Annotated in this window: 19 protein-coding genes and 1 pseudogene; 7 read left to right on the top strand and 13 right to left on the bottom strand. The window is 59.9% G+C overall.

All coding sequences use genetic code 11. The annotated features are described in order from the left end of the window. The 4 genes and pseudogenes from F7P80_RS15575 to gltS form a co-directional block, all read right to left on the bottom strand. Positions 1–239, bottom strand: a pseudogene (locus F7P80_RS15575) (hypothetical protein); the annotation flags it as partial. A gap of 78 nt (positions 240–317) precedes the next feature. Then, positions 318–1232, bottom strand: a complete 915-nt coding sequence (locus F7P80_RS15570; protein WP_249041503.1) for an LD-carboxypeptidase — start codon at positions 1230–1232, stop codon at positions 318–320. Positions 1233–1494: 262 nt separating this feature from the next. Next, a complete protein-coding gene (gene tadA / locus F7P80_RS15565; protein WP_151045952.1) occupies positions 1495–2898 on the bottom strand; it encodes a tRNA adenosine(34) deaminase TadA in 1404 nt (467 codons plus the stop codon). Positions 2899–2940: 42 nt separating this feature from the next. Next, entirely contained in the window at positions 2941–4155 is a 1215-nt protein-coding gene (gltS, locus tag F7P80_RS15560) for a sodium/glutamate symporter (RefSeq protein WP_151045950.1), read from the bottom strand. A 180-nt stretch (positions 4156–4335) separates the two neighbouring features. On the opposite strand from gltS, the gene F7P80_RS15555 reads away from it, so the two are divergent. Beyond that, positions 4336–6339, top strand: coding sequence for a peptidase U32 family protein (locus F7P80_RS15555; RefSeq protein ID WP_058879588.1), 2004 nt, complete (start codon positions 4336–4338; stop codon positions 6337–6339). Between the two features lie 55 nt (positions 6340–6394). Here F7P80_RS15555 and F7P80_RS15550 read toward each other — a convergent pair whose 3' ends face one another. Further along, entirely contained in the window at positions 6395–7267 is an 873-nt protein-coding gene (locus F7P80_RS15550) for a class I SAM-dependent methyltransferase (RefSeq protein ID WP_170265403.1), read from the bottom strand. Positions 7268–7442: 175 nt separating this feature from the next. After that, positions 7443–8441: a MerR family transcriptional regulator gene (locus tag F7P80_RS15545; RefSeq protein WP_130932660.1), complete on the bottom strand. Its 999-nt coding sequence runs from the start codon at positions 8439–8441 to the stop codon at positions 7443–7445. 39 nt (positions 8442–8480) lie between these two features. On the opposite strand from F7P80_RS15545, the gene F7P80_RS16850 reads away from it, so the two are divergent. Continuing rightward, positions 8481–8747 carry a DUF4124 domain-containing protein gene (locus F7P80_RS16850; RefSeq protein WP_170265402.1) on the top strand — a complete coding sequence of 89 codons (267 nt, stop codon included), beginning with the start codon at positions 8481–8483 and terminating at the stop codon, positions 8745–8747. An 84-nt stretch (positions 8748–8831) separates the two neighbouring features. On the opposite strand, the gene F7P80_RS15540 is transcribed toward F7P80_RS16850, so the two are convergent. The 4 genes from F7P80_RS15540 to aceE all read right to left on the bottom strand — a co-directional run bounded on the left by F7P80_RS15540 (position 8832) and on the right by aceE (position 16520). Continuing rightward, positions 8832–9707 carry a YrhK family protein gene (locus F7P80_RS15540; protein WP_054065789.1) on the bottom strand — a complete coding sequence of 292 codons (876 nt, stop codon included), beginning with the start codon at positions 9705–9707 and terminating at the stop codon, positions 8832–8834. 439 nt (positions 9708–10146) lie between these two features. After that, positions 10147–12003: a dihydrolipoyl dehydrogenase gene (gene lpdA / locus F7P80_RS15530; RefSeq protein ID WP_151045945.1), complete on the bottom strand. Its 1857-nt coding sequence runs from the start codon at positions 12001–12003 to the stop codon at positions 10147–10149. 17 nt (positions 12004–12020) lie between these two features. After that, entirely contained in the window at positions 12021–13781 is a 1761-nt protein-coding gene (aceF, locus tag F7P80_RS15525) for a dihydrolipoyllysine-residue acetyltransferase (protein WP_151045943.1), read from the bottom strand. Between the two features lie 21 nt (positions 13782–13802). Then, positions 13803–16520 carry a pyruvate dehydrogenase (acetyl-transferring), homodimeric type gene (gene aceE / locus F7P80_RS15520; protein ID WP_151045941.1) on the bottom strand — a complete coding sequence of 906 codons (2718 nt, stop codon included), beginning with the start codon at positions 16518–16520 and terminating at the stop codon, positions 13803–13805. 302 nt (positions 16521–16822) lie between these two features. Here aceE and F7P80_RS15515 point away from each other — a divergent pair, with 302 nt between their 5' ends. From F7P80_RS15515 to folD, 3 genes are all read left to right on the top strand, one after another. Continuing rightward, positions 16823–19336, top strand: a complete 2514-nt coding sequence (locus tag F7P80_RS15515) for a PAS domain S-box protein (protein WP_151045939.1) — start codon at positions 16823–16825, stop codon at positions 19334–19336. Positions 19337–19456: 120 nt separating this feature from the next. After that, positions 19457–20092: a response regulator transcription factor gene (locus F7P80_RS15510; protein ID WP_151045937.1), complete on the top strand. Its 636-nt coding sequence runs from the start codon at positions 19457–19459 to the stop codon at positions 20090–20092. An 87-nt stretch (positions 20093–20179) separates the two neighbouring features. After that, on the top strand, positions 20180–21040 hold the full coding sequence (gene folD, locus F7P80_RS15505; RefSeq protein WP_054065782.1) for a bifunctional methylenetetrahydrofolate dehydrogenase/methenyltetrahydrofolate cyclohydrolase FolD: 861 nt from the start codon (positions 20180–20182) through the stop codon (positions 21038–21040). 72 nt (positions 21041–21112) lie between these two features. Here folD and F7P80_RS15500 read toward each other — a convergent pair whose 3' ends face one another. Continuing rightward, a complete protein-coding gene (locus F7P80_RS15500) occupies positions 21113–21688 on the bottom strand; it encodes a peroxidase-related enzyme (RefSeq protein ID WP_151045935.1) in 576 nt (191 codons plus the stop codon). Positions 21689–21789: 101 nt separating this feature from the next. Between F7P80_RS15500 and F7P80_RS15495 the strand changes: the two genes are divergently transcribed. Further along, positions 21790–22287: a DUF6882 domain-containing protein gene (locus F7P80_RS15495; RefSeq protein WP_151045933.1), complete on the top strand. Its 498-nt coding sequence runs from the start codon at positions 21790–21792 to the stop codon at positions 22285–22287. 157 nt (positions 22288–22444) lie between these two features. On the opposite strand, the gene katG is transcribed toward F7P80_RS15495, so the two are convergent. Beyond that, entirely contained in the window at positions 22445–24625 is a 2181-nt protein-coding gene (katG, locus tag F7P80_RS15490; RefSeq protein ID WP_151045931.1) for a catalase/peroxidase HPI, read from the bottom strand. Positions 24626–25011: 386 nt separating this feature from the next. Continuing rightward, positions 25012–25554: a PAS and helix-turn-helix domain-containing protein gene (locus F7P80_RS15485; RefSeq protein ID WP_054065778.1), complete on the bottom strand. Its 543-nt coding sequence runs from the start codon at positions 25552–25554 to the stop codon at positions 25012–25014. A 79-nt stretch (positions 25555–25633) separates the two neighbouring features. On the opposite strand from F7P80_RS15485, the gene F7P80_RS15480 reads away from it, so the two are divergent. Further along, positions 25634–26353 (top strand): CoA transferase subunit A, encoded by a 720-nt coding sequence (locus F7P80_RS15480; protein WP_058879581.1) that lies wholly within the window; start codon positions 25634–25636, stop codon positions 26351–26353. Position 26354: the final 1 nt, after the last annotated feature.

The raw sequence follows: 26354 nt of genomic DNA, 5'->3' as shown, positions 1-26354 counted from the left end.
ACCACACTGGCTTTGCTCATGCCCCAGCGTTTGGCCAGTGCGGCATCGCTGTCTGTGCCGAGTGCCACCAGCATCTCTGGCGTCCACTGCACATGACCAAACGCGGGAATACCCAGCGCATTGCGCTTGAGGTTCACGGTCTTGGCCGTGGTGCCCCAGCGCTCGGCCAGCACGGCGTCTTTTTCCTTGCCCAGCTGGGCCAGCATGTCATCCGTCCATTGCAAGGCGACTTTGCCCATGGAATGTCTCTTGAAAAGTTACAAGCCAAATTGGCCACCAGCGCCCGTCCATCAAGCGCTAGCAGCTCTTGTTTTTAATTAATGGGCATGACCCCAGTAGATCAGCGCGTCGCGCCCTTCCACCGACAGCGACACGGGCGCGCCCACAGGCAACAGCACCTTGGTGGCCACATGGCCATAAGGCAGGCCCTGCAGCACGGGAATCTTCACCTGCGTGCGCAGCCAGTCAATCACGCTTTGCAGCTTGTAGCCCTTGTCGTGGCTGGTGAGCTTGAACTCCGTGAACTGGCCAAACACGATGGCTTTTTGCTGGGCCAGCACACCGGCATGCAACAGCTGGGTGAGCATGCGCTCGATTTTGTAGGGGTGCTCGCCCACGTCTTCGAGGAACAGAATGCCGCCCTCGACCTGCGGGAAGTACGGCGTGCCCAGCAGCGACACCAGCACGGCCAGATTGCTGCCCCACAGCGTGGCGCCACCTTCCACGTAGAAATCATCAGGCACCGCACCTTCGGGCTGCTTGGGCATGCGCCAACCCGCACCTTCGCCGTGGCCGTAGAGCAGGTCTTCAAAGCAGTCGAGCATGATGTCGTCCACTTCGTCCTTCTGGCCAAAGTCGGCAATCAGCGCCGGGCCCGCCCAGCTCACCGCACCAGCCTGCGCGAGCAAGGCGTTCTGGAAGGCGGTGAAATCGCTCAGTCCCACAAAGTGCGTGCCCTGCTCTACAGCCTTGGCCACGGCCTGGTAGTTGATGCCGGGCAGGATGCGTGTGAGGCCATAGCCGCCGCGCGAGATCAGGGCCACATCAGCACCGCTGGCGGCAGCACGTTCAATGGCGGCAAGGCGTGTGGCATCGTCACCGGCAAAGCGCTGGTAGCTGCTCAAGGCGTCGGTATCGACTTCCACTTCATGCCCCATGGCTTGCAGGCGCTTGATGGCGCGCTTGAACGCGGTCTTGTCACGCACGGCCCCCGAAGGGGAATACACATAGATGTGCCTGGGGCCGTGGCTGTGGTCATGGCCGCAGCAGCCACCATCGTGCGCATGATCGTGGTGGTGGTCGCAGTGCTCGCCGTGGGCATGCGTATGTCCATGCTCGTGATCATGCTGGCAGCAGTCGTGTGCGCCGCAGCCATATTCGTCATGTGCGTGTGCATGCTCAGGTGCGGGAGAGGTTTTTTTCTTGGAAGTCGCCACAGCGTGTCATGCAGCGGCTGGGCTGCATGCTCCATATAGATCTATCAATGTTGGCTGGCTAGGACGCAACCGCCCTGGCTGTTGCCCCAAAGTATTCCATAGCCTGCGCCGCGCTGATGGCTGCCTGCGCGGGAACCATAGGGAACAAGGGGGTCTGTTGCAGCGCCTGTGGGTATTGCCGCAGTGCAGACAGGGTGTCACGCCAGGCGGCTTCCCACGCGGCCTGTGGCATCAGGGTGTTGGTGGCGCTGCGGGTGATCCAGCACTTGCCCTGCTCCATCCAGCCTCTCAGCAACTCATGCGGCACCGCAGGCAGCTGCGCCTGCACCCGCGGCCAGGCCTTGAGCGCTGCGCGGTGCCCGGCCTGTGCAAAAGGTATAGCTAGTGGCGCTTGCTGCATCTGCCCTATAGGCCAAAAACCTGCTTGAACCATACTCTGCACTACATCCCACTGCGGCTTGTTGGCGGCGGCTTGCAGCCACTGCGCCAACGGCTTGGGCACATCCGCATCGGGCCAGCTATCGATCAGCCAGCAGCCAGTAAATCGCTCGGGCATGGCCTGCGCCACCGCCAGTCCCAGCCGTGCGCCATCGCCCTCGCCTACTAGCACCACTTGATGCAAGTCCATGGCCTGCACGAGTTCTTGCAGCAGCTGCACATGCCCGTCTGCCGTATGCGCCTTGTCACGCTTGGGCTGATCGCTGCGGCCAAAGCCGGGCAGATCGGGCACGACCACACGATGGCCTGCCACCAGCCACTGCACCACCAGATGCCGGAAGCCATACCCCCAGCTGGCCGCGCCATGCAGGCACAGCCAGGTCATGCTGGCATTCCTGGGGCCTTCGTCCACCACGGCCATGCGCAAACCGCCCAGTGCAGGCAGGTCACTGCGCCACTGCGGCGCATAAGGCCAGTCAGGCAGGTCGGCAAAGGCGCTGTCCGGGTGGCGCAGCGCTGTGTCCTTGAGCGGGTGATTGGCCAGCGCCACCGCACGCTGCTGGGCGCGGCGCTGCTGGAAGAATGCCGCCATCACTGCCGCACATTCTTCGGCCAGCACACCACGCACCACCTGGGTCTGGTGGTTGATGGCGGGGTAGCCAAACACATTGAGCACCGAGCCTGCAGCGCCCGTCTTAGGCTCGGCCGCACCATAGACCACGGTATCGACGCGCGCATGCAGCATGGCGCCGCTGCACATGGTGCAAGGCTCCAGCGTCACATACAGGGTGCAGCCATCGAGCCGGTAGTTGCCCAGCTTTTGCGCCGCAGCGCGCAGTGCCTGCACTTCGGCATGGGCCGTCGGGTCATTGCACGAGAGAGGGGCATTGCGCCCCTCGCCTACCATCTGCCCATCTTTGACCACCACGGCCCCCACGGGCACTTCGCCCGCAGCCGCAGCTTGCTGCGCCAGTTGCAGCGCGTGGCGCATCCAGTGTTCGTGGTCAGAAAAGGCAATCGTCATGGGCCGGAATTATCTCTGCCCGTCATGGCCCTCTTGTTTCCATTAGCTCAAGAACTTGAGAAAGAGCTGAATGAACACCGCATTCAGAATGTCGATAAAGAAAGCCCCCACCATGGGCACAATCAGAAAGGCCTTGTATGAAGAGCCGTACTGGTTGGTAATGGCCTGCATGTTGGCCACCGCCGTGGGCGTAGCACCCATGCCAAAGCCGCAGTTGCCGGCGCAGAGCACGGCAGCGTCATAGTCTTTGCCCATCACTCGGAAGGTCACAAAACCCACGTACAGCAACAGCACCAGGGTCTGCACCGCCAGAATGATCACCAGCGGCCCAGCCAGATCAGCCAGCTCCCACAGCTTGAGCGACAGCAGCGCAATGGCCAGATAGATCGACAGCGAGGCATTGCCAAACACGTCAATGGCACGGTCGAACACCTCAAAGCGAAACACATAGTCCAGCGCATTGCGAATCAGCACCCCGCCGCCCAGCGCCCAGACAAAGGTGGGCAGCTTGAAGCTGGAGCCTGCCGTCAGCTCGGTCATGAACTGCGCAAAAGCCAGGCAGCCCGCGAACAGGGCCAGGGTTTCCACCGCAGCTTCTGCCGTAATCAGGCGGTTCTTGTGGGGCGACGAGAAATTGGGCATGGCCGATTCCTCACTGTCGCTATTGCCATCTGCCACCGGACCACGCAGGCCATTGCGACGGATCAGCCACTTGGCCAGTGGGCCGCCGACCAGGCCACCAATCACCAGACCAAAAGTGGCGCAGGCAAGACCCAGGGTGATCGCACCTTTGACGCCATGCTCATGCTCCAGCACCGCGCCCCACGCACCCGCCGTACCATGCCCACCCAGCAAGGTGATGGAGCCAGCCACCAGACCGATCAGTGGGTCCAGCCCCAGCAGCTTGGCCATGGTGATGCCTACCGTGTTCTGCACACCGATGAACACCACAATCACCAGCAGAAACACCAGCAAGGCCCGCCCGCCCGCCTTGAGCTTGGAGAAATTGGCGCTGAGTCCGATGGAAGAGAAGAACACCAGCATGAAGGCGTTTTGCAACTCCGCATCAAAACTGACGCGATAGCCCGTGAACTGATACACCCCTAAACAGACCAGGGCAGCCACCAGACCACCCGCCACAGGCTCCGGAATATTGAAGTTGTTGAGCAGCGGCACTTTGCGCACCAGAAAGCTGCCAATGATGAGCACCACTGCCGCACAGATCAGGGTGTAGTAAGAACTGAATTCAAGAGCCATGGAAGAAATAGGAAAGCACCTTAAAGCGGGAAGCTCTACCCTGCCCATAAAGCTGTGCAACGGCTATAGGACAAGATCGCCAGCTGCTGTTTGGCTGCTGACCGCTACTGCTCACAGCATCGTTTCACAATACCCCCCATTCCCCACACAGGCGTGTGGCGCACGGATAATTCGCCCCCTATGTCTCTATTGCCTCATCAACTCGAACTTCTCTCCCCCGCACGTAACGCCGACATTGGTATTGAAGCGGTCAACCACGGTGCGGACGCTGTGTACATCGGCGGCCCCGGCTTTGGCGCACGCGCCACGGCAGGCAATGAGACGCGTGATCTGGAGCGTCTGGTCAAGCACGCCCACCGCTTTGGCAGCCGCATCTTCATCACGCTCAACACCATCTTGCGCGACGATGAGCTCGAAGGCGCGCGCAAGATGGCCTGGGACATGTACAACATCGGCGCGGACGCGCTGATCATCCAGGACATGGGCCTGCTGGAGCTGGATTTGCCCCCCATCCAGCTGCATGCCTCCACCCAGAACGACATTCGCACGCCCGAGAAAGCCAAGTTCCTGCAGGACGTGGGCCTGAGCCAGATCGTGCTGGCACGCGAGCTGGACTTGAAGCAGATCAAGGCCGTGCACGATGTGCTCAATCCAAACACCACCATTGAATACTTCATCCACGGCGCGCTGTGCGTGGCGTATTCGGGCCAGTGCTTTATCAGCCACGCCCACACGGGCCGCAGTGCCAACCGTGGTGACTGCAACCAGGCCTGCCGCCTGCCCTACGAGGTGCTGGACGCCAACGGCCGCATCATTGCGCACGAAAAACATGTGCTGTCGATGAAGGACAACAACCAGTCCGACAACCTGCGTGCGCTGATCGACGCCGGTGTGCGCAGCTTCAAGATTGAAGGCCGCTACAAGGACATGGCCTACGTGAAGAACATCACGGCCCACTACCGCAAGCTGCTCGACGAAATCATTGAAGAGCGCGAAGTCTCGGACTACCCGCTGGCACGCTCGTCCTCGGGCACGACCACCTTCACCTTCAATCCCGACCCTGACCAGAACTTCAACCGCGAATTCACAGACTACTTTGTCAACGGCCGCAAACAGGACATTGGTGCGTTTGACACGCCCAAAACCCCAGGCCGCGCCGTGGGCTGGGTCACACAGGTGGGTGACAAGTGGTTTGAATTTGAAAGCAACGACAAGACCGCCATCTTCAACAACGGCGACGGTCTGTGCTACTACGACCTGCAAAAGGAACTGGTAGGTGTGCACATCAACCGCGCCGAGTGCGTGAATGCCAAGAAAGGCATCTGGCGTGTCTTCCCCAAGAACGAGATTGCCGAGTTCAAGGACTTACGCAAAGGCCTGGAAATCAACCGCAACCGTGACATGAACTGGGTGCGCATGCTCGACAAGAAGTCGAGCGACCGCCGCATTGGCCTGTGGGCCGAGTTCAAGGAAACCGCCGACGGCTTTGCGCTAACGCTGACCGATGAAGACGGTTTTGTGGGCAGTGCAGCCATTGCGCAGGAACACCAGGCTGCAACGGATGCTTCCAAAGCCGAAGCCACGCTGCGCGAACAGCTGGGCCGCTTTGGCGCAACGATTTTTGCAGTCAACGACATCAGCCTGTCCATCAGCCAGCCCTGGTTTGTGCCCGCCTCCGCCCTGAACCAGCTGCGCCGCGATGCCGTGGCTGCGCTGGAGCAGGCCCGTGCAGACGGCTTTGTGCGCCTGCCACGTGCCAAGCCGGTAGAGCCGCCCGTACCCTTCCCGGAAGAGACGCTGACGTATCTGGCCAACGTCTACAACCACAAGGCCCATGACTTCTACATGAAGCACGGCGTGAAGGTCATCGACGCAGCGTATGAGAGCAAGGAAGAGCTGGGCGAAGTCAGCCTGATGATTACCAAGCACTGCGTGCGCTTTTCCATGAGCCTCTGTCCCAAGCAGGCCAAGGGCGTGATTGGTGTGAAGGGCACCATCAAGGCCGAACCACTGCAGCTGATCAACGGCAAAGAAAAGCTGACCCTGCGCTTTGACTGCAAGCCCTGCGAGATGCACGTGGTCGGCAAGATGAAGCAGTCGGTCTTGAACCAGCATGCCAAGGAAATGAAAGAGTTCCCCATGCAGTTCTACCGCACCCGCCCTGCGGTTCAGCCCAAGGCATAGGCATAAGCCAGCAAAGCCCCCCCGCATGCCACCACAGCGCATACGGGGGCAGCCATCAGTGCTTGATGGCACTCAGATAACGAAACCCCCCACCTGCAATCTGCAGCCCGTCACGGCGGCGTGCGAAGTAGCACGTATTCAGCGCTTGCGGACCAAGATCTTCTTCCACGGTAAAACCCGCCTCTGCCAGCAACTGGCGCATGCCATCCGGGGTGTGCGCAGACAGCCAGGGCTCGCCGCCTGCCGCCATCATCTGGCCGGTGAACTGCATCATGCTGCGCTCCAGAGGTGGCAGGCACTGGTCTTCGAGCCGGTAGTCCAGCACCAGCACAGAACCTGCGGGCAATGCACGCAGGCGCTGCAAGCTGTGCGCTACCTCGTGCTGGTGCAGATACACCAGCACGCCCAGCATGCTGATCACGCTCGGGCTACTGCGGCTCCAGCCCAGCCGCTGCGGGTCTTGCAGTGCGGCCTGCTCCCGCAAATCCACAGGTACCCAGTGCAGGCGCGGGTGCAGGTGCCAGCCATTGGCCAGGAGCATCTGCTGCTTCCACTGCTGCATGGCAGGCTGGTCCAGCTCAAACACCTCCACGCTCGGCAGCGTCTGGGCATGGCGCAGCGCCCAGGTGTCCAGCCCTGCGCCCACGATCACATACTGCTGCACGCCTGCGGCAATGGCGCGCAGCACACGATCTTCCGCAAAGCGCGAGCGCGCCACCATGCCTGCGCGCATGGAACGCGCCGTCACATCGTTATGGGCATCGGGGTCCAGCATGAGCTGGGCGGCAGTGGCTGCGCCCAGAATGCCTATGGCAAAGGGGTCATCGAATACACGCTGTGTGTCCAGCAGCTGGTGCAGCGCCCGCGAAGCGGCCACACGCAATGCAGAAGGGCTTGGGCAGGAAGCGGGATTGAAGTGGGTCGTCATGAATGTGCTTTCTTGGTGGTTTTCCATGGAGAGTCGCGCACACCACCCAGCAAACCGCAGGTTTGCGTTTGAGACGAGGCGCGAAGCCGCAGGCAGTACAAGGCGTACGACAAGGCTTCGCAACGACGTATCAAGGGTGGTGTGAGCGAGTCTTAGAAAGCACGACTGTCAGGGCTCACGTAACGTCAGGGTCAAGCGCTTTTTCTAAAAAGTTGCGCAATGCAGGTGACAGGTAATGCCCGTGGCTCAGGATCGGCTCTTGGTGGTAGGCACGCCGCATCTTCTCGGCCAGCGCTGCATCATGGCGCACCGTGCGGTGGAGCAATTCGGCATAGCGGCTCGCCAGTGCCTGGGCCTGCGGCGTATCAGCAGCCACGCCTGCAGCTACCAGCGCTTGCGCATCAGCAGCCAGCTGCACCCATTGGGGCCCCAGGCTGCCATCGAGCTTTTCCAGCTCCTGCGCACTCATATGCCGCAGCAATGCCGCCATACGCATGCCAATAGCCTGCTCCAGATAAGCCAGCAAGGCCGTATCCAGCCCCATGTGCGCCGCCGTCTGCGGGGCGTGTTTGTGCATATCCGCCCATTGGCGAATGGTGCTGAGCTGCCCACCAAACACGGCCATGGCCACATGCATCCACTGCTGCGCCAGTTGTTGCACCTCGGGGGCATCGGCAGGCAGGCCTTGTTGCTGGCACTGCTGCAAGGCCAAAGCCAGCGGCTGCCATTGCCCCCTGGCTCTGCGCCAGCTGCTCAGCAAGCGGCGGACCTGGCCCACGGGCAAAAACTGCTGGTAGCTGGACAGCAGCTGCATGCCTTGCAGCAAGGCCTGTGCGCTGTCTGCTGCAGCCTGACTGCTGCGCAGCTGGTCACGCACCAGCAGCAGCTTGTCCTTGAGCAGCTGTGCCTGCTCCAGGGCCTGCTGGACCTGTGCCATCTGCTGTTCAATCAGTACCAGTGGCTGTACGCCCTGCCCTTGCAGCACTTCGGCAATGGCTTCCAGACTCAGCCCCAGCTGCTTGAGGGACTGCACCGCATGCAGGCGCTCAATGTCCTGTACGTGGTAGAGCCGATAGCCAGCAGGGCTGCGCCCGCTGGGTCTTACCAGCCCAATCGTGTCGTAATGGTGCAAGGTGCGCACCGTCAGCTGCGTGCGTTGGGCAACTTCGCCCACGGTGAAATACAAGTCTGCCCCCTGTCTGATGCTGGTAGTGTGCGCAATATAGCGGCACGCAAGCAGCCAGCGGTAGCACGGCTGCACGCACCCACAGCCGCCTGGGCCATCTACCAATGCCAGGACCCGGCAACAGGCCGCACCACGTTTCAGGAACGTCCCTGCGAAGCTACCGGCATGCGCGGCAAGCAGATTGAAGTGCGGCCCAGCACACTGGGAGCCACAGGCTCTGCCACTGCCACTGCCACTGCCACTGCCACTGCCACTGCCACTGCCACTACACTGGCCGCGCAACCCGCGCAATGAACGCACACAAAATAAGCATTAAAAATGCTTCCAGCGTTTATGCAGCAAGCGCTGAAAGCTATGAAAAATGAAACTTGTTGAAATCTAGACGCGATCCGCCGCCTTGGCTTCACGCACCGCCAGCAAGGCACCAATCAAAAAGCACACGGCCCCCAGCATCAGCTGCGCATTGGAAAACAGCGCCACTGCACTCGACTGCCCCTGCTGTGGCACAAAGGCCGTGCATGCCGCGATCATGAAGGCGATACAGCCCACCAGATTCACAAACACGATCTGCCAGTCCAGATCCTTCAGCCGCCAGCGCCAGAAGCTGTGATTGGCCTCTACAAAGGCCAGATAGGCAGACACCAGAAACAGCACCGACCCCAGCATATCCGGCGCCCAGACCAGCAGATCCTGCAGATACCAGAGGCTGCCCAGCTTCACCGCGCTGAGCGTGCTCACGTTAAAGGCCAGCGTCCCCAGAAACTGCGTCAGCGTACTCAGCCAGCCAGCATCTCTGGGCTGCCACCCCAGCAGCTGAATGCGGGTGTGGCGCGCCTGCCCCTCTGGGTCTGGCGTAAAACTGCTTGTATTGGCTGCCTGAAAGTGCTGCATATAGGCAGCCAGCGTGAAGGGTATCGAGCCCATGAAAAAGATCACGTTGGCCCAGGCCAGCAAGGCAGCGCTCGCCTGCGGCAGCATGGACAGCACGCTGCCCAGAATAAACAGCGCTGACCCCACCGCAAAAGTGCCCCCCATCAGCCGGTTGTAGCCGCGCGACTTCCACAACGGCACAGGCAGATGCTCCATGGCACGCGCCGCACGCAACAAGCCTTTGCGATGCTCGCGCGCCTTCCAGATAATGCGCCGCCCTGCTGCCAGCTGATAACTGCGAAAGGTGATGAAGGGGCCTGCCCCGGCCTGCAGGATGCCGTGAAGGGTAGAACGGTGAATCGATGGGTCCAAGCGAAAGCTCATGTCACGGGTGGGCGCTATGCACAAGGCGTGCAGTATTACATGACGCCCAGCCGAGGACTGCCTATCAGGGCGAAGCCGGTATCTGTCATGGCGTGATTTACCCCAACGGTTTGGCGACTTTCGCGTCGTGCATCTGCGGCACATGCGTTGGAGTCGTACGGGTGTCTGGCAGAAAGTCTTTGCTGTCTTGAGCGCTCAGGCAGACAACGAATACGCAATGATTGATTCCACCATTGAATTGCATACCCCCTCACCCCTGCCCTCTCCCGCTTGCGGGAGAGGGAGTCAAGCACAAGCGGCAAAGCACAGATAAAAAATATCAGCCCAATCAACCTCTAAGGCTTATCCAGCATGCGCTAGCAGCTATAAAAATATGTAATAAAAAAGGCAACCCGAAGGTTGCCTTTGTTGCTTTGCAGCACTTTCTCAGAAAGTGCGCTTAACGCCGTGCCGGTGGCACATCCGTGCAGCTGCCATGCGCCACTTCTGCCGCCATGCCAATGCTTTCGCCCAGCGTGGGGTGGGGGTGGATGGTCTTGCCGATATCCACGCTGTCTGCGCCCATTTCAATGGCCAGCGCAATCTCGCCAATCATGTCGCCTGCGTGCGTGCCGACGATGCCGCCGCCCAGGATGCGGTGGGTTTCTTCATCAAACAGCAGCTTGGTAAAGCCTTCGTCGCGGCCATTGGCAATGGCGCGGCCGGAGGCGGCCCAGGGGAACAGGCCCTTCTTGACCTTGATGCCTTGTGCCTTGGCCTGGTCTTCGGTCAGGCCCACCCATGCCACTTCGGGGTCGGTGTAAGCCACGCTAGGAATCACGCGGGCGTTGAACGCGGCGGATGCCAGTTCCTTGTTGCCCTGCAATTCACCGGCGATAACTTCTGCGGCCACGTGCGCCTCATGCACCGCCTTGTGCGCCAGCATAGGCTGGCCCACGATGTCGCCAATGGCAAAGATGTGCGGCACGTTGGTGCGCATCTGGATGTCGACATTGATAAATCCGCGATCCGTCACGCTCACGCCAGCGGCTTCTGCGCCAATCTTCTTGCCATTGGGCGTGCGGCCCACAGCTTGCAAGACCAGATCGTAAGTCTGGGGCTCAGGCACGGTGACGCCGTTCTTGGCAGGCTCAAAGCTCACCTTGATGCCTTCGGGCGTTGCTTCGGCCGCCACGGTCTTGGTGTTGACCATGATGTTGTCAAAGCGGTGGGCATTCACCTTCTGCCAGACCTTGACCAAATCACGGTCAGCGCCTTGCATCAGGCCGTCCATCATTTCCACCACGTCCAGGCGTGCGCCGAGGGTCGAGTAGACCGTGCCCATTTCCAGGCCGATGATGCCGCCGCCCAGAATCAGCATGCGCTTGGGCACTTCCTTGAGCGCCAGCGCGCCGGTGGAGTCCACAATGCGCTCGTCCTTGGGCAGAAATGGCAGGTGTACGGCCTCAGAGCCAGCGGCAATGATGGCGTTCTTGAACTGCACCACCTTCTTGCTGCCAGCCAGTTCTTTGCCTTCGCCGGTGGTTTCCTGCACTTCAATGTGGTGCGAGCCAACGAAGGCCGCCACGCCACGCACGATGGTGACTTTGCGCATCTTGGCCATCTGGCCCAGGCCGCCGGTCAGCTTGCCAATGACTTTTTCCTTGTGCGCACGCAGCTGGTCAATCGACACCTCAGGCGCGCCGAACTTGACGCCGGCCACTTCCAGGTGCTTGACCTCATCCATCACCGCCGCCACGTGCAGCAGTGCCTTCGATGGGATGCAGCCCACGTTCAGGCACACGCCGCCCAGCGTCTTGTAACGCTCAACCAGCACAACCTTCAGGCCCAGATCAGCCGCGCGGAAGGCGGCAGAGTATCCGCCAGGGCCACCGCCGATGACGACGACGTCTGCTTCCAGGTCCACATGACCTGCGTAGCTGCTTGCTACAGGTGCAGGAGCTGCTGGCGCTGGCACAGACTGGCTTTGTGATGCATTTGGCGCGGAAACGCTTGCAGGCTGTGCGCTAGCTGCTTGCACTTCAGGAGCAGCAGCAGGTGCAGCAGGTGCAGCCTCGCCAGCGGCTTCCAGCGTCAGGATGACGGAGCCTTCAGCGACCTTGTCGCCCAGCTTCACTTTCAATTCCTTCACAACACCAGCGTGGCTGGAAGGAATTTCCATGGAAGCCTTGTCCGACTCCACGGTGATGAGCGACTGGTCCACGGTGACGGTGTCACCGGGCTGCACCAGCAGTTCGATCACGCCGACTTCGGCGAAGTCGCCAATGTCGGGCACTTTGATATCGATGATTGCCATAGGTAGCAGCCCTTTCGTTACAGCAAGATGCGGCGGTAGTCCGCCAGCACTTGGCCCAGGAAGGCGTTAAAGCGTGCAGCGGCTGCGCCGTCGATCACGCGGTGGTCGTACGACAGGCTCAAAGGCAGCATCAGGCGCGGCACAAACTTTTCCTTCTCTTCGTTCCACACAGGCTGCATGGACGAGCGCGACAGGCCCAGAATGGCCACTTCAGGCGCATTCACGATAGGCGTGAAGTTGGTGCCACCAATGCCGCCCAGCGAGCTGATGGAGAAGCAGCCGCCCTGCATGTCTGCAGCGCCCAGCTTGCCGTCACGGGCCTTCTTGGCCAGCTCACCCATCTCTTTGCTGATCTGCAGGATGCCCTTCTTGTCAGCGTCCTTGAGCACAGGCACCACCAGACCGTTGGGCGTATCTGCCGCAAAGCCGATGTTGTAGTACTGCTTGTAGACCAAGGTGTCGCCATCGAGCGAGGCGTTGAACTCTGGGAATTTCTTCAGCGCAGCGACCACGGCCTTGATGACGAAGGCCAGCATGGTGACCTTGACATCGCTCTTGGCCTTGGCCTGCTCGGCGTTGGTCTGCACGCGGAAGGCTTCCAGCTCGGTGATGTCGGCCACATCGTTGTTGGTGACGTGGGGAATCATCACCCAGTTGCGGTGCAGGTTGGCGCCCGAGATCTTCTTGATGCGCGACAGATCCTTGCGCTCCACAGGGCCGAACTTGGCAAAGTCCACCTTGGGCCAGGGCAGCAGGTCCAGACCTGCGCCACCACCGGCAGCAGGTGCGGCCTTGGGGGCAGCAGCCTGCTGGGCCAGTGTCTGCATCGCGCCCGCCATGACGGACTTGGTGAAGGCCATCACGTCTTCCTGCGTGATGCGACCCTTTTGGCCGGAGCCCTTGACCTCTTCCAGCGGCACGCCCAGCTCACGCGCAAACTTGCGCACGGAAGGCGAGGCATGGGGCAGCTTGCCCGAAGGTGCCACGGTGGGGTTGTGGGCAGCTTCGCCCCCTCTCCCGCTTGCGGGAGAGGGTTGGGGTGAGGGCTGGCTGTTGGCAACTGCAGGTGCAGGTGCTGGCACAGAGGCCGTTGCACCCTCACCCCTGCCCTCTCCCGCTGAAGCGGGCGAGGGAGTAGCAGCCACAGGAGCAGGTGCTGCAGCGCCCTGCACTGTCATGGCACCCACCACGTCACCCACGTTGACCTTGTCACCGAGCTTGAGGCTCAAGGCGGTGATGGTGCCAGCGGCGGGCGATGGGATTTCCATGGAAGCCTTGTCAGACTCCACGGTGAACAGCGACTGCTCTGCCTCTACGGTGTCGCCCACCTTGACCAGCACTTCAATGACGGCCACGTCCTTGAAGTCACCAATGTCAGGAATGGCGATATTCATAGAGCTTGCTGCAGCTACAGGAGCAGCTTGCGCTGGTGTAGCGGGAACTTCAGCTGCTTTTTGTTCTGAAACTGGCGCAGGAGCTGCGCTAGCAGCTACTGCTTCTGCAGCAGGGGCTGCAGCGGGTGCTGGTGCAGGGGCTGCGTCTGCCGTTTCAATCACGGCAATCACTGCGCCTTCAGCGACCTTGTCGCCGAGCTTGACGCGCAGTTCCTTGAGCACGCCTGCGTGGCTGGAAGGAATCTCCATGGAGGCCTTATCGGACTCTACGGTGATCAGGGATTGCTCAACCTTGATGGTGTCGCCCACGTTGACCAGCACTTCAATCACGCCGACGCTGTCGAAGTCGCCGATGTCCGGGACCTTGATTTCTGTCAATGCCATATCTATGTCTCCGGTGCTCTATCAGGCGTACAGGGGGTTGATCTTGTCGGCCTTGATGCCGTACTTGACAATCGCTTCGGCCACCTTGGTCACAGGCAGCTTGCCTTCTTCGGCCAGCGCCTTCAGTGCAGCGACCACGATGAAGTGGCGATCCACCTCGAAGTGCTCGCGCAGCTTGCGGCGGAAGTCCGAGCGGCCAAAACCGTCTGTGCCCAGCACCTTGTAGTTGCGGCCCTTGGGGATGTAGGGGCGGATTTGCTCGGCGTAGGCCTTCATGTAGTCGGTAGACGCAATGACGGGGCCTTGTGTGCCTTGCAGCTGCTGCGTCACGAAGGGCACCTTGGCGGTTTCCAGCGGATGCAGCATGTTGTGACGTTCGCAGTTCTGGCCGTCGCGGGTCAGTTCGTTGAACGATGGGCAGCTCCACACGTCCGCAGCGATCTGCCAGTCTTTTTCCAGCAGCTCCTGCGCAAACAGGGACTCGCGCAGGATGGTGCCGGAGCCCAGCAGCTGCACGCGCAGGCCGGCCTGGGGCACCTTCTGACCAGGCTTGCACTGGTACATGCCCTTGATGATCTGCTGCTCCGTGCCCGGCTGCAGGCCGGGCATGGCGTAGTTTTCGTTGAGCAGCGTGATGTAGTAGAAGACGTTTTCCTGGTTCTGCACCATGCGGCGCAGGCCGTCCTGCATGATGACTGCCACTTCGTGTGCGAAGGTGGGGTCGTAGCTCACGCAGTTAGGAATGGTGTTGGCCAGGATGTGGCTGTGACCGTCTTCGTGCTGCAGGCCTTCGCCGTTCAGTGTGGTACGGCCCGATGTGCCGCCCAGCAGGAAGCCGCGCGCCTGCATGTCGCCCGCTGCCCATGCCAGGTCGCCAATGCGCTGAAAACCAAACATGGAGTAGTAGACGTAGAAAGGAATCATGATGCGGTTGGACGTGCTGTAGCTCGTCGCAGCCGCAATCCACGATGCCATACCACCGGCTTCGTTAATGCCTTCCTGCAGAATCTGGCCGGCCTTGTCTTCGCGGTAGTACATGACCTGGTCTTTGTCGACAGGGGTGTACTTCTGGCCGTGGGGGTTGTAGATACCGATCTGGCGGAACAGGCCTTCCATACCAAAGGTACGGGCTTCGTCCACCAGGATGGGCACCACGCGGGGGCCAATGTTCTTGTCACGCAGCAGCTGCGTGAGGAAACGCACGTAGGCTTGCGTAGTGGAGATTTCGCGGCCTTCGGGTGTGGGCTCCAGAATGGCCTTGAAGGTATCCAGCGAAGGCGCGGTGAAGGCTTCGTCGGCCTTTTCGCGGCGGTGAGGCAGGTAGCCGCCGAGGGCCTTGCGGCGCTCGTGCAGGTACTTCATCTCAGGGGTGTCGTCCGCTGGCTTGTAGAAAGGCAGATCGGCGATCTGGCTGTCAGGAATTGGGATGTTGAAGCGGTCGCGGAAGGCCTTGACGTCTTCATCGCTGAGCTTCTTGGTCTGGTGCACGGTGTTCTTGCCTTCACCGACCTTGCCCATGCCAAAGCCCTTGACGGTCTTGACCAGCAGCACAGTGGGCTGACCCTTGTGGTTGTTGGCAGCATGGAAAGCGGCGTAGACCTTCTGCGCATCGTGACCACCACGGCGCAGATTCCAGATTTCGTCGTCGCTCATGTGCTCGACCATCTTCAGCGCGCGGGGGTCGCGGCCGAAGAAGTGCTTGCGCACGTAGGCACCATCGTTGGCCTTGAAGGCCTGATAGTCGCCGTCGTTGCACTCCATCATGATCTTCTTGAGCACGCCGTCCTTGTCCTTGGCCAGCAGCTCGTCCCAGCCCTTGCCCCACAACAGCTTGATGACGTTCCAGCCAGAGCCGCGGAATTCGCCTTCCAGCTCCTGAATGATCTTGCCATTGCCGCGCACGGGGCCGTCCAGACGCTGCAGGTTGCAGTTGATCACGAAGATCAGGTTGTCCAGGTTCTCACGTGCGGCCAGGCCGATCGCGCCCAGGGATTCGGGCTCGTCCATTTCACCGTCGCCACAGAACACCCAGACCTTGCGGTTTTCGGTGTTGGCAATGCCACGTGCGTGCAAGTACTTCAGGAAGCGCGCCTGGTAGATGGCCATCAGCGGGCCCAGGCCCATGGACACCGTGGGGAACTGCCAGAAGTTGGGCATCAGCTTGGGGTGGGGGTAGCTGGACAGGCCCTTGCCATCCACTTCCTGGCGGAAGTTCAGCAGCTGCTCCTCGCTCAGGCGGCCTTCCAGATAGGCGCGTGCGTACACGCCGGGCGATACGTGGCCCTGGAAGTAGATGCAGTCACCGCCGTGGTTTTCGCTCTCGGCATGCCAGAAGTGGTTAAAGCCTGCGCCAAACATGTTGGCCAGCGAGGCAAAGGAGCCAATGTGGCCGCCCAGATCACCACCTTCGGGTGGGTTGTGGCGGTTTGCCTTCACCACCATGGCCATGGCGTTCCAGCGCATGTAGGCGCGCAGGCGGCCTTCGATTTCCAGGTTGCCGGGGCACTTGGCTTCCTGCGAAGGCTCGATGGTGTTCACATAACCGGTCTGTGCAGAGAAAGGCATGTCCACGCTGTTCTGGCGGGCATGCTCCAGCACTTCTTCGATCAGCTGGTGCGCGTACTGCGCACCTTCGCGGTCGATGACGGCGGACAGCGCGTCCATCCACTCGCGGGTTTCCTGGGGGTCAAGGCTGGGCTTTACGTTAGCGCCGGCCTGAGGGTCGGTCTGAGCTGTCATTGTCTGTCTCCTGTTCAAGAGGCTGCAGGTACGCGGTCAGGGATGTAATGCGTGCCATCTACTTTGCTTCCTTAAGACCGCAATGCTCTGAGCTTACTCAGTGGACCACGACTTGTTAGAGAGACAAAGACGCGCAATACGTTGACCATTTCAACTTGCAGTTTCGCACATTTTCTACAGATTTCAAATGATGCACCATCATTTCTTATTGTGAAAAATTGCTGCAAGCGCACATACTCTGAAACACCGCAAAACCACATGCAAACTCAGTGAAATCACTAGGATTCCCCTACACTGCGTACATGGTTTTATTCAGAAAAAAGAACACAGAGACAAAGACAGCCAGCAGCTTTTCCAGCGCCGATCCCACGCAGTGGTGGCGTTCCTGGTGGCGCAGCCTCTCCCCCACCCGACAGGACCGTCTGGCCGCACTGGCACCGCTGGTTTCCGTTGCCCTGTTCATGGCTGCAATCGTGGCCGCTTTCTGGTATTTGCGCTCGGAGGAAATCGACCGCGACAACCAGGCCCTGCAGCGCGATGTGGAATACGCCCAGCAGCGCATGCGCCTGCGTCTGCTGGAACGCCAGGAACAGGTCATGCTGCTGGCCCGTGACCTGGCTGCCGGAGACATTGGCACTTCCGAGTTCACCAACCGCGCAGAAGTGCTGACCACCCAGTACCCAGAGCTGCAGAGCCTGACCTGGGTGGACCGCGATGGCCGCGTCATTACCAGCTACGCCACGCCTTCCGTGTCCAGCGAACGCCTGCGCATGCCTTCGGAAAAACTGCAGGACGACGCAGCAGCGCACAGCTTTGAGCAGGTCAAGACCACACACCTGCCTGTGTACACCCAGCCACTGGCCAAGCCTGGTGACTACCCGCCAATGCTGCAGTTTCAGACTCCCGTGCTGGGCATCAGCAGCTTTGGCGGCACCGTCATGGCGGAGTTTTCGCCCGACAGCCTGATGCGCTATGCCACCCCCAGCGAGCTGCTGGCGCATTACGCCATGACGCTGACCGATGGTCAGGGCACGGTGATTGCTGGCACGCCACTGACGCTGTCCAAGGCCGACAGGAAGTGGTACGACATCAACACCCCCAAGTCCACGGAATACAGCATGCCGATTGCGCCCGTGGGGGAGGCACTCAATCTCAAGGCGCAGGCATACCGCACCTCCATGAGCATGATTGGCAATGGCATGTTCTGGCTGGTGGCGACGCTGAGCATGCTCACCGCCTGGCTGCTGGTAGCCACCTGGCGCCATACCCGCAAGCGCCTGCGCACACAGGAAGCGCTGGTGGCGGAAACCAATTTCCGCCGCGCTATGGAAAACTCGCTGCTCACCGGCATGCGTGCGCTGGACATGCAGGGCCGTATCACCTATGTGAACGCTGCGTTTTGCCAGATGACGGGCTGGAATGAGCAGGAGCTGGTAGGCCAGACGCCGCCCTACTCCTACTGGCCTGCGGCTGACTACGAAATTCTGCAGAGCAAGCTCAACGAAGAGCTCAGCGGCAAGAGCTCGCCCGGCGGCTTTCAGGTGCGGGTGCAGCGCAAAAACGGTTCTATCTTTGATGCGCGCCTGTACATCTCGCCGCTCGTCGATGCGCATGGCAACCAGACAGGCTGGATGTCGTCCATGACGGACATTACGGAATCCAAGCGCATCCGCGATCAGCTTTCTGCCTCTCATGCGCGTTTTACCATTGTGCTGGAAGCGCTGGATGCTTCAGTTTCCGTAGCACCATTGGGTAGTGCAGAACTGCTGTTTGCCAACAAGCTCTACCGCCAGTGGTTTGGCTCACAGACCGAAGGACACCTGCAGCTAGTGCAGCAAGGCGGCCTGCCCAGCAAGCGCAATGAGTCGGTAGACGATGAAGACGGGCTCATGGGCCTGCCCACCGACAGCTTGACCAGCGCTGGCAGCAATAACGCCGAAATCTATGTGGCGGAACTGGGCAAGTGGCTGGAAGTGCGCTCCCGCTACCTGAGCTGGGTGGACGGCCGCCTGGCGCAGATGGTGATTGCCACCGACATCACCGCCCGCCGCCATGCCGAAGAGCAGGCAGCCCGCCAGGCCGAGCAGGCGCAAACCGCCAGCCGCCTGATCACCATGGGCGAGATGGCCTCCAGCGTTGCGCATGAGCTGAACCAGCCACTGACCGCCATCAGCAACTACTGCAGCGGCATGTTGACGCGCCTCGATAGTGGATCGCTGTCCGAATCGCAAATGCGTTTTGCGCTGGAAAAGACCGCCCACCAGGCCCAGCGCGCGGGCCAGATCATTCAGCGCATTCGCTCCTTTGTGAAGCGCAGCGAGCCCAACCGCACCCTGGCGCACGTGGAAACCATGGTGGAAGAAGCACTGGAGCTGGCCAATATTGAAATGCGCCGGCGCAATGTGCGCCTGACGCACTGGGTGGCTCCGGCCATTCCGCCGGTCATGGCGGACACCATCTTGATTGAGCAGGTCATGATCAACCTGATCAAGAACGCTGGCGAAGCCATTGAGCAGGCCCAGCGCCCACCCTCACAGCGTCATGTGGAGCTGCGCGTAGAGCCCAAGGAGTCCACAGGGCTCAAGGGCGTGGAGTTCTCCGTGCAGGATTCAGGCAAAGGCCTGCCGCCCGAAGTGCAGGAACGCTTGTTCGAAGCCTTTTTTTCCACTAAAAACGAAGGCATGGGCATTGGTCTGAACCTGTGCCGATCCATTGTCGAGTCACATCAGGGTCGCATGGCTGCTGAGAACATCTACAATGGTTCCGAAGTGGTTGGCTGCCGGTTTTCCTTCTGGATACCTCTGGCCAGCACTTAGAGTGGTTTACACAAGTCTTACGCCCAGGCTTCTTAAAGATGGCTCCAAGGCTTGTGTGAGCAACTCAGGAAAAGGAGACAACCTTTCTTCGGCGATAAATCCAAATACAAGGAAACCTGCATGAGCTTGACACCCAAAAAAGGCACAGTCTACGTAGTCGATGACGATGAAGCCGTACGCGATTCGCTGCAATGGCTGCTGGAGGGCAAAGACTATCGCGTACGCTGCTTTGACTCCGCCGAGTCATTCCTCTCGCGCTATGACCCCCGCGAAGTGGCCTGCCTGATTGCCGATATCCGCATGGGAGGAATGACAGGTCTGGAGCTGCAAGACAAGCTGCTGGAACGCAAATCCCCCCTGCCCGTCGTGTTCATCACCGGTCACGGCGACGTGCCCATGGCGGTGAACACCATGAAAAAAGGCGCGCTGGACTTTATCCAGAAGCCTTTTAACGAAAATGACTTGCTGAGTGTGGTGGAGCGCATGCTCGAACGCGCACAGGAAGCATTTACTGACCACCAGCAGGCAGCCAGCCGTGAAGCGCTGCTGTCCAAGCTCACTGGCCGCGAATCGCAGGTGCTCGAGCGCATCGTCGCCGGTCGCCTGAACAAGCAAATCGCAGACGATCTGGGCATCAGTATCAAGACCGTGGAGGCGCACCGCGCCAACATCATGGAAAAGCTGGGTGCCAACACCGTGGCTGATCTGCTCAAGATTGCATTGGGTTCATCTTCAGCATCCAAAGTCCCGGCATAAAATTCGGGGCTTACCCTCAAAGGCTGCCAGCGCCTGTACAGGTCCGGCAGCTTTTTCTTTTGATGTCTTTCCTCCTCCAGCATCACCATGACAGCCCAAATCATTGACGGCAAAGCCCTTTCCGCCCAACTGCGTTCCGAAGTCGCCCAGCGTGCAGCAGCCTTGACAGCCCAAGGTACCAAACCTGGTCTGGCTGTGATTCTGGTGGGCGACAACCAGGCCTCTCAGGTGTACGTGCGCAACAAGGTCAAGGCCTGCGAAGACGTGGGTTTCCACTCCGTGCTGGAAAAGTACGATGCGTCGATGACCGAAGCAGAGCTGCTGGCACGCGTGGAAGCGCTGAACAACGACCCCAGCATCCACGGCATTCTGGTGCAGCTGCCCCTGCCCAAGCACATTGACGACCACAAGGTCATCGAGACCATTTCTCCTTCCAAGGACGTCGATGGCTTCCACGTTGCCAGTGCCGGTGCACTGATGGTCGGTGAAGTGGGCTTCAAGGCCTGCACACCCTACGGCTGCATGAAGATGCTGGAATCCATTGGCATGAAAGATCTGCGCGGCAAGCACGCCGTAGTCATCGGCCGCTCCAATATTGTGGGCAAGCCCATGGCCATGATGCTGCTGGCTGCCAACGCCACTGTGACCATCTGCCACAGCGGCACTGCTGATCTGGCCGCCATGACCCGCCAAGCTGACATCGTGGTCGCTGCCGTAGGCAAGCGCAATGTGCTGACCGCCGACATGGTCAAGCCCGGTGCCGTAGTGATTGACGTGGGCATGAACCGCGATGACGAAGGCAAGCTGTGCGGTGACGTGGACTACAACGGCTGCAAGGACGTGGCTGGCTACATCACCCCCGTACCCGGCGGCGTGGGCCCCATGACCATCACCATGCTGCTGGTCAACACCATGGAAGCCGCTGAGCGCACGGCTGCGGCCAAGTAATCAGCCCATAGCTGCAAGGCTGAACATTGAACAACCTCCGCAGGCTGCCAAAGTCTGTGGAGGTTTTGTTTTTCAGCGGCTTTTGGGGATGCGCCCCATCAGGTAAAACTCCGGGTTAGGCTGCATGCCACTGAAGCTTGCCATGCGATTGGACAGGCCAAAGAACGCAGTGATGGCGGCAATGTCCCAGATGTCTTCATCATCAAAGCCATGTGCGTGCAGCAGCTCAAAGTCACGGTCTTCAATTTCGTGGCTGCGCTGGCTGACCTTCATCGCAAAGTCCAGCATGGCACGCTGGCGCGGCGTGATGTCGGCCTTGCGATAGTTCACCGCAACCTGGTCCGCCACCATCGGCTTTTTCTCGTAAATGCGCAGGATGGCTCCGTGGGCCACCACGCAATACAGGCACTGGTTGGCTGCGCTGGTGGCAGTGACGATCATTTCGCGCTCTCCCTTGGTCAGGCTGCCCTCTTCCTTGAGCATCAGTGCGTCGTGGTAGGCAAAGAATGCGCGCCACTCGGCCGGGCGGCGCGCCAGCGCCAGAAACACGTTGGGAATAAAGCCTGCCTTTTCCTGCACCTCCAGAATGCGGGCACGGATGTCTTCAGGCAAAACGTTCAGATCAGGGAAGGGATAACGCGCTTTCAAGGTTTGTCTCCTCACAGTTTTTCCCAAGCATAGTCAAATGCCTGCACCAAGATCGTCATGTGACGGACAATGCAGGCAATGACAAACACCATGGATAGGGAATGAGCGACACACAAGCAAGCGCAAGCACCGACTGGGCGGCCTGGAGCCGTGAAGCCGTAGAGAACATGCTGGCCCAAAATGCACAATGGCCACAGCAGTTTGGTTTGCATGCCCCGCTGAAATGCCGCTGGGATCTGGAACGTGCACTGCTGGCCTTCGAAGGCCCTTTGCACGAGGTTGTGGCAACAGTGTGTCTGGTTGGTACCAGCAGCAACAAAGACGGCACGTTCGTATGGAGCTGGGGCAATGAAGCCATTCCTGTTCAGCACGCCCAGGCCCTCGAAGTGGTCTATGACTTTGGCCGAGAACATCAGCTGGCACTGCTGACCACGCCCTGCATCCAGGGCGGCCGCCCAGAAGCCACGGAGTGTCTGGCAATTGCTGCACGGCTGCAGCGAGCACTGGGCACCTATGTGGACCAGCAAGGCGATGTATCGCTGTACTTCAGCATCTTGCATCTGCAGGTAGCTGTACCCAATGATCAGCTACCCAGCTAAAGCCATACCCAGGATCTACAGCGCTCGCCAGAGCGCTTTTTTACGTCTTGCAGCCATCCCCAAGATGGCATAAAAAAAGCGCCCCGAAGGGCGCTTGAAATGACCGTTTTCAGTCGTTTCAGCAACAGGCTGGTGGTGAACACCAGCCCTCGCTGCATTACTTCTTCAGGTCGAAGCGGTCCAGCTCCATGACCTTGACCCAGGCAGCCACAAAGTCCTGGTAGAACTTGTGCTCGTTACCGACTTCGGCATAGACCTCAGCCAGTGCACGCAGGATGGAGTTCGAGCCGAACACCAGGTCCACGCGGGTGCCAGTCCAGCGCTTTTCGCCAGTCTTGCGATCCACGCCTTCGTAGTTGCCGTTGTCCAGAGGCTTCCACTGGGTGCTCATGTCCAGCAGGTTCACAAAGAAGTCGTTGGTCAGCTTGCCAGGCGTCTTGGTCAACACGCCGGTGTTGCTGCCGTCGGTGTTGATGTTGATGGCACGCAGACCACCGATCAGCACGGTCATTTCAGGGGCTGTCAGCGTCAGCAGCTGGGCCTTGTCGATCAACATGGCTTCAGCAGGCACCGCAAACTTGGCCTTCTGGAAGTTACGGAAGCCGTCAGCCTGAGGCTCCAGCACCGAGAACGATTCCACATCGGTCTGCTCTGCAGAGGCATCGCTGCGACCAGGCGTGAAAGGCACGGTGATCTGCACGCCTGCGTCTGCTGCTGCCTTCTCGATACCCACACCACCGGCCAGCACGATCAGGTCAGCCAACGAGATCTTGAACTCAGCCTGGATGCTTTCCAGTGTTGCCAGCACCTTGGCCAGCTGGGCAGGGTTGTTCGCAGCCCAGTCCTTTTGAGGAGCCAGGCGGATGCGAGCACCGTTGGCACCACCGCGCTTGTCGGAACCACGGAAGGTGGATGCCGAAGCCCAGGCTGTACCCACCAGTTCTTGCACACTCAGGCCGGAAGCCAGGATCTTGGCCTTGATGGCTGCAATTTCTGCTTCGCCCACAGGAGCGTAGAAAGGTGCAGGAATCACGTCTTGCCAGATCAGCTCTTCCTTTGGCACTTCGGGGCCGAGGTAACGCGAGCGGGGGCCCATGTCACGGTGGGTCAGCTTGAACCATGCACGGGCAAAAGCTTCAGCAAATGCCTGTGGGTTTTCCAGGAAGCGGCGAGAAATCTTCTCGTAAGCAGGGTCCATGCGCAGGGCAATGTCCGAGGTCAGCATGGTGGGCTTTTTACGAGGGCCGCCGTGTGCGTCAGGGATGACATCGTCCGCGTCCTTGGCCACCCACTGCCAGGCACCAGCGGGGGACTTCTCCAGCGTCCATTCGTACTTGAACAGGTTTTCAAAGAAGAAGTTGCTCCACTGTGTAGGCGTCTGGGTCCAGGTCACTTCCAGGCCGGAGGTGATGGTGTCGCCAGCATTGCCCTTGCCGAAGCTCGAAGCCCAGCCCAAGCCCTGGGCTTCCAGGCCCGCAGCTTCAGGGTCTGCACCCACATGCGAAGCAGGGCCTGCACCGTGGGTCTTACCAAAGGTGTGACCACCAGCGATCAGCGCCACAGTTTCTTCGTCGTTCATCGCCATGCGGGCGAAGGTGTCGCGAATGTCACGGGCGGACAGCAGGGGATCGGGGTTGCCATCTGGACCTTCGGGGTTCACGTAGATCAAGCCCATCTGCACGGCAGCCAGTGGGTTTTCCAGATCGCGCTCACCGGAGTAACGGCTATTGGGGTTGGCGGTAGGTGCCAGCCACTCCTTTTCGGAGCCCCAGTACACATCCTGATCGGGTTCCCAGGTGTCCACACGGCCACCGGCAAAACCGAAAGTGCGGAAGCCCATGGTTTCCAGCGCCACGTTACCAGTCAGGATCAGCAGGTCAGCCCAGGAAATTTTGTTGCCGTACTTTTGCTTGATGGGCCACAGCAGGCGACGAGACTTGTCGATATTGACGTTGTCGGGCCAGCTGTTCAGCGGTGCAAAGCGCTGCTGACCACGGCCTGCGCCACCGCGGCCGTCCTGCATGCGGTAGGTACCGGCAGAGTGCCACGCCATGCGCACGAACTGAGGGCCATAGTGACCAAAGTCAGCAGGCCACCAATCCTGGGAGTCCGTCATCAGTGCACGCAGGTCGCGCTTGAGGGCTTCATAGTCGAGCTTTTTGAATTCTTCAGCGTAGTTGAAGTCTTCGCCCATGGGGTTGCTCTTGGACGAGTGCTGGCTGAGCAAGTCCACACGCAGCTGGTTAGGCCACCAGTCGCGATTAGTTGTGCCGCCTTTGGCAGCAGTGCCTGGGTTCTGACCTTCTTGGTGGAAAGGGCACTTCGATTCAGCTGTCATGTGTGATCTCCGTTGAATTGAACTTGCAACAACGCAAGTCGTGGTGGGCGAAGATATCAATTAATAATTGATATCAGATTTGAAATTAGATAGACATAAGCAATCTATGGATCGAATTATGCAGGAGTCATGTGACATCCGGTATGCGTTTTCGATTGAAAATACCAAGTGCACCCATAGGCAAAACTGCAAGCGCAGCATGTAACTGCCATGGCACTCCTATCAAGGGAGATGCCACATGTAACTTAAGTTCCTCAGTCTGTCGCGGAAGCTTTTAAAGAACAAGGCAGCAGCAGTCGATCGCGCACTTGGACTACAAGACCATTGCGAGATGCATGATGCAGATTAGAAACGCTGCTCCAGCAAGCAGCTTGGACCGTTACGACTTATGCCGTCAGCAGCTTGTGCACCAGATCGGCCGTGGTACTGGCGCTGTATTTGCGCATCAGACGTGCGCGGTAAATTTCCACCGTGCGGTGGCTGATATGGAGCACACGCCCGATCTCCTTGGAAGTCAGGCCTTCAAGCAGACGTGCTGCCACTTCACGTTCGCGGCCCGTGAGCTCTGCCTTGACCGGACGCTGCTCGCTCATGTCTTCAAAGCTCCAGATGCCTGCTGCATGCGGATCATTGCGGTCCAGTGCGCGCCCGCTCACATGGCACCAGAAGGTCTCGCCCGTACCACGCCGCATGATGCGGTTGTCTGAATACGTGCCCCGCGCATTCAGAATGGGTGCCATGCGTGCTCCCAGGCGTTCATACTCATCAATGCTCGGGTACAGCAGCTGAAAGGACTGCCCGACCATGACTTCGCGCGACATGGCAAACATTTCGCACACGCGCTGGTTGCAGTCCACCATGATGCGGTTGCGCGAGATCACCAAACCCACGGGGGCAAGGTCAAAGGCGAGTCGGTGATCAAGCTCCATAGTGCAACTCTCTAGGAAAAACTACGTATGTAGCTACGTAGTATCTTACGAAGCATAAATTCCCAACAAGGAGACAAGCGTGAAAAAACTCTATCCCTCAGCCCATGAGGCATTGAAGGGCGTGGTCGCTGATGGACAGCTGATCGCCGTCGGCGGTTTTGGCCTGTGCGGTATTCCTGAAGCACTGATTGACGCCCTGCGCGATAGCGGCGTGAAAAATCTGACCGTGGTGTCGAACAACGCCGGTGTGGATGGCTTTGGTCTGGGCAAGCTGCTGGAGACGCGCCAGATCAAGAAGATGATCTCGTCCTATGTGGGCGAGAACAAGGAATTCGAGCGCCAGTATCTCGCAGGCGAGCTGGAGCTGGAATTTACCCCGCAGGGCACACTGGCCGAGAAGCTGCGCGCTGGTGGCGCCGGTATTCCTGCGTTCTTCACCAAGACCGGCGTGGGCACCATGGTTGCCGAAGGCAAGGAACTGCGCGAGTTCGATGGCGAGACCTATGTGATGGAGCGCTCCATCGTCACCGATGTATCGCTGGTCAAGGCCTACCGTGCGGACACCAGCGGCAACCTGCAGTTTCGCCTGACGGCACGCAACTTCAATCCTGCTGCGGCCACAGCCGGCAAGATCTGCATTGTGGAGGTGGAGGAGATCGTGGAACTGGGCGAAATTGCACCGGACGACATCCACCTGCCCGGCATCTACGTGCACCGCATCGTGCACAACCCCAGCCCCGAAAAGCGCATTGAAAAACGCACGATGACCGAAACCAAGAACGACAAAGCAGGAGCCTGAC

The sequence above is a fragment of the Comamonas kerstersii genome (assembly GCF_008801935.1).
GTDB lineage: Bacteria > Pseudomonadota > Gammaproteobacteria > Burkholderiales > Burkholderiaceae_C > Comamonas > Comamonas kerstersii.
This window is presented reverse-complemented; position numbering and strand designations above follow the sequence as displayed.